The organism is Streptomyces sp. UH6 (genome assembly GCF_013421635.1).
In the GTDB taxonomy this organism is placed as follows: domain Bacteria; phylum Actinomycetota; class Actinomycetes; order Streptomycetales; family Streptomycetaceae; genus Streptomyces; species Streptomyces abyssomicinicus.
Genome location: NZ_JACADT010000426.1, coordinates 1 through 4,703, shown reverse-complemented (window position 1 = coordinate 4,703; position 4,703 = coordinate 1). Strand labels below are relative to the sequence as shown.

The 4,703-nt window shown below is 74.8% G+C and carries 5 protein-coding genes; 4 read left to right on the top strand and 1 reads right to left on the bottom strand.

The window, feature by feature from the left end:
• The coding region (locus HW445_RS19085) for a biotin carboxylase N-terminal domain-containing protein (protein ID WP_180222212.1) at nt 1-1,104 on the bottom strand (1,104 nt) is incomplete at its 3' end.
• Between the two features lie 195 nt (nt 1,105-1,299).
• On the opposite strand from HW445_RS19085, the gene HW445_RS19080 reads away from it, so the two are divergent.
• The 4 genes from HW445_RS19080 to HW445_RS19065 all read left to right on the top strand — a co-directional run.
• The gene (locus HW445_RS19080) at nt 1,300-2,391 is read left to right on the top strand and encodes a winged helix DNA-binding domain-containing protein (protein WP_180222211.1); all 1,092 of its coding nucleotides are present in this window, start codon (nt 1,300-1,302) and stop codon (nt 2,389-2,391) included.
• 126 nt (nt 2,392-2,517) lie between these two features.
• Nucleotides 2,518-3,135 carry a VOC family protein gene (locus HW445_RS19075; RefSeq protein WP_180222210.1) on the top strand — a complete coding sequence of 206 codons (618 nt, stop codon included), beginning with the start codon at nt 2,518-2,520 and terminating at the stop codon, nt 3,133-3,135.
• 83 nt (nt 3,136-3,218) lie between these two features.
• A complete protein-coding gene (locus HW445_RS19070) occupies nt 3,219-4,127 on the top strand; it encodes an arginase family protein (protein ID WP_180222209.1) in 909 nt (302 codons plus the stop codon).
• Between the two features lie 95 nt (nt 4,128-4,222).
• Nucleotides 4,223-4,703 (top strand): hypothetical protein (locus HW445_RS19065; protein WP_180222208.1); only part of this gene is annotated, 481 nt, incomplete at its 3' end.

The following is a 4,703-nucleotide window of genomic DNA, read 5'->3' as shown; positions in this document are numbered from 1 at the left end:
GGGTCCGGAGGGCAGGTCGAAGCGCGTGAGACGGCCCGCGGACGGACGGGCCGTGCCGTCCGGGCCCGTCTCCTCCGCGTAGACCCGCGCCTGCACCGCGAACCCGCGCGGTGCGGGCGGCGGCCCGGACAGCCCCAGACCGGCCAGCGTCTCCCCGGCCGCCAGCCGCAGTTGCGTGGCCACCAGGTCCACCCCGGTCACCTCCTCGGTGACCGTGTGCTCCACCTGGAGACGCGGGTTGGCCTCGATGAAGTGGAACTCCTCGCCGCGTACCAGGAATTCGAAGGTGACCGGCCCCGCACACCGGGTCGTGCCGGCCAGGCGCAGCGCGGCGTCGCGGAGCGACTTCCGCAGGGTCGCCGGGAGTCCGGGCGCGGGTGCCGTCTCGATCAGCTTCTGGCGGCGACGCTGGGTGGTGCAGTCCCGGTCCCACAGGTGGGTCACCGCACCGGTGACGTCCCCCAGCACCTGCACCTCGACGTGCCGGGCGCCCTCCAACAGCCGCTCCGCGTACACCTCTTCGCGCCCGAATCCCTGCCGGGCCTCCGAACGGCACCGCTCCCACGCCTCGTCCAGCTCCTCGGTGCGCCGCACCACCCGCATGCCCCGCCCACCGCCGCCACCGACCGCCTTGACCATGACGGGGCCGCCCGCCAGCAGGGCCCGAGCCTCCTCGACGCCCGCCGCGCCGCCGGCACCATCCGTGCCGTCCGTGCCGTCCGTCCCGGGCAGCACCGGCACCCCCGCCTCCGCGGCCAGCCGCCGCGCCCGCACCTTGTCGCCGAACACCTCCAGCACCTCGGGCGACGGCCCCACGAACACCAGGCCCGCCTCCCCGCACCGGCGCGCGAAACCGGCGTCCTCGCTGAGGAACCCGTACCCCGGATGCACGAAACCGCAGCCGGTGCGCAGCGCCGCCGCCACCAGCCCGGCCGCGTCGAGATAGCCCCCGGGCACCGGCACCGCCTCGTCGGCCGCCACCAGATGCGCCTCGTCACCCTCGGCGTACGCGGCGACGGTCCGCCACCCCAGTTCGGACGCCGCGCGCAGCACCCGCACCGCGATCTCCCCACGGTTGGCGACCAGTACGGCGGCAGAACCCATGAACGCTCCCACTCCCAGGAGACCGCGCGCCCGGCAGCGCGCGACGCACGACGTCATCGACCGGTTCCGTCATGCTCGCCGGGCCCCGGTGACGGGTCAATGTGCGGCCGTACAACGTCCCGGCGGGTCCGACGTCAATTGTCACACCGGCCTTCAGGACGGAAACCGTCCGCACGGCCCGGCAGGCTGACCGGCATGAAGCAACGCCTGACCCGTCGACGTCTCAACCGGGCGACCCTGACCCGCCAGTTGCTCACCGGGCGGGCCGAACTCTCCGCGGAGGCCGTGCTCGAGCAGGTGGGCGGAGCGCAGGCCCAGGACCCCGAACCGCCCTACATCGGGCTGTGGAACAGGATCGACGGCTTCCGCAAGGACAACCTCGCCACCCTCCTGGAGGTCCGGGCCGTGGTACGCGCCACCCTCCACCGCGGGACGCAGCACCTGGTCACCGCCGAGGACTACCTCTGGCTGCGGCCCACCCTGGAACCGATGCTGCGGGTGCGGCGCAAGGGCGCCTTCGGACGGCTCACCGCGGGCGTCGACCCCGAGGAACTGGCGGCGGCCGCCCGGTCGGAGCTGTCCGGTCGGACGATGACCCGGCCGGAGCTGGGACGGGCGCTGGCCGGCCGGTGGCCGGGGCGCGACCCCGTCGCCCTGGCGAGCTCGGCACAGATGCTGCTGCCGGTCGTCCACCCGCCGCCGGCCGGCCTGTGGGGACGGCGCGGGCCCGTCCCGTTCGCCCTCGCGGAGGACTGGCTGGGCCGCGCCCTCACGGCGGAGGCCGACCCCGCCCGGCTGGTGCTGCGCCATCTCGCCGCCTTCGGACCGGCCACCGTCGGGGACGTCCAGGCCTGGAGCGGGACGACCCGGCTGCGCGAGGTCGTCGACGGACTCCGGCCCCGGCTCCGGGAGTTCGGGGGAGAGGACGGAGAGGAACTGCTCGACCTCCCCGACGCGCCGCTGCCGGAGGAGGACCTGCCCGTCCCGGTGCGCTTCCTGGCCCTGCTGGACGACGTCGTCCTCGGGCACGCCGACCGTGCCCGGCTGATGACGGCCGAACGCCGTCGGCACCTGGTGGTGGAACCGGCGGTCCTGGTCGACGGGTTCGTCCGCGGACTGTGGTCCCTCGCCCGCGAGGCGGACGGCAGGGCGGTGCTCACCGTACGGCTGTTCTCCCCGCTCACCTCCCGCGAGCGGGAGGAGACCGCCGGGGAGGGCGCCGCCCTCCTGCGGTTCGCCGTGCCCGAGGCGGACCGGCACGACATCCGTTTCACCTCCGTGGAGTGACCCGGGCGGCGTCCCCCCGGCCGGAGGGCAGGGTGCCGTGCGTCCCGCGCACCTTCCGCCGGCGGGCGCACTCCTCGGGACAGCGGCGGCGTTCTGGTCGTTCCCGGGGCCTGCTAGCCTCCCCGCGTGGCCACCATTCCTCCACTGCTGGATCACCTCGTCTACGCCACCCCAAACCTGGCGGCGACCGTCGCCGACTTCGCCCGGCGCACGGGCGTCACGCCCGCCCCCGGCGGGGCGCATGTCGGCCTGGGCACCCGCAACCACCTGGTCGGCCTGGGCGGTTCGCGCTACCTGGAGATCATCGGGCCGGACCCGCAGCAGCCGGAGCCGTCCGGCCCGCGGCCCTTCGGTGTCGGCGACCTGACCGCCCCGCGCATGGTGACCTGGGCGATCCGCCCCCGTGACCTGGACGCGACGGTGGACGCCGCCCGCGCCGCGGGGCACTCCACCGGCCCGGTCCGCGCCATGAGCCGCCGGCGGCCGGACGGCACGCTGCTGGAATGGAGGCTGACCACGGGGGAGAGCGTGGTGGTGCCGTTCCTGATCGACTGGGGCGCCACCGGACATCCCTCGTCCGGACTTCCCGGCGTCACCCTCCTCGGCATGTCGGCCGGCACTCCGGACCCGGCCGAGGTCCACCGCCGCCTGACCGCCCTCGGCACCGAACTCGCCCTCGCCGAGGGCCCCGACAGGCTCGTGGCCCGCATCGGCACACCCGCCGGAGTGCTGGAACTGTCGTAGGACCCTTGCCGCGGCGGCGCGGCGAAGGCCCGTACGCCAGGGCCACTTGAGGAGCGGACCCCTCCGCGGAGAGCATGGCCCCCATGCGGAACATCGTGGTCATCGACGCCCCCTCCAACCTCGGCCTGCGACCCCCGGCCCCCGGCACGGTCCCCGGCTGCCACAAGCTGGCCGGAGCACTGCGGGACAACGGGATCGTGCGCCGGACCGCAGCCCTCGAGGGCGGCGTCGTCGTGCCGCCGCGCTACGACCGGCGAGACTGGCAGGAAGGCGACGGAGTCTTCAACGCGGCGGCGATCGCCGCCTACACCCGCAGGCTCGCCGACCGGATCGAACACCACGTCGGCGAAGGCCGGTTCGCCCTCGTCCTCGGCGGGGACTGCTCCATCCAGCTCGGCGCCGCGCTCGCCCTGCGCCGCCTCGGCCGCTACGGCCTGGCCTCGGTCGACGCCTCCCCCGACTTCCGCCACGCGGGCAACTCCGACCGGATCGGTGCGGCCGGCGGCGAGGAGCTCGCCCTCGCGACCGGACGCGGCCAGGACGACCTGACCGACCTCGAAGGACTCCGGCCCTACCTCCGGGACGAGGACGTCGTCGTCCTCGGCACCCGGGACGAGTACGCCGAGGACGAGGAGGTCGTCGAACTGCGTGAGCTGAAGGTCCCCGTCACGACCGTCTCCGGCCTGCGCCGCCAGGATCCCGCCGTCCTCGGGGCCGCCACCGCCGCCGGCCTGGGGCGCTCCGGGCTCGACGGGTTCTGGGTGCACCTGGACGCCGACGTCCTCGACCCCACGGTCATGCCCGCGGTCGACAGCCCGGACCCCGACGGCCTCCTCCCCGACGAAGTCACCGCACTGCTGCGCCCCCTCGTCCGGTCACCGCACTGCGTCGGACTCAACGTCACCATCTACGACCCCGACCTCGACCCGGACGGCACCGCCGGGGCGCTGCTGACCGACCTCGTGGTGTCGGTCCTCACCGACCACGGCTGACCGGCCCGGGCCGCCGGACGGCCCACCGGTGGCCCGGTGACGTCGGCGGACGGCCGGCTCAACCGCGGCCGGGACGCGGCGTATAGCGTGCGGGCATGACGACGACGAAGCAGCGGGTCCTGTACCGGCAGGGCACCGGGTTCTGGCGGATGACGGCGAAGTGGGTGCTTGTCTTCGGGGCCCTGTCCCTGCTGGACGGGCTGATCCGGTCGTGGGGCGACGCCCTCGTCTGGCCGGTGATCGGGATCCTGCTCTGGGTGCCGTTCGGGATCGGCGTCGTCTGGTACGGGAAGAAGGACCAGCTCGTCACGCTGACGACGGGCGAACTGCGCATACGGCGCATGCGGCTGCCGATGGAACAGGTGAACCTGCTGCACGTGGCGCGGCTGTGGCTGGAGGGGCGGTCGACCGCGGACGAGCAGCCGGTACTCGAGTGGGCCCGGTCCCTCCGGGTGGTGTGGGTGCCGCTCCTGGACGGCCGTGCGTACGGGGTCGAGTTCCGTGACCCGGCCGCCTTCGCGAAGGTCTTCGGCGCCTTCGCGGTCGCGACGTGCGGCGGGCCGGAGACCGTCCGCG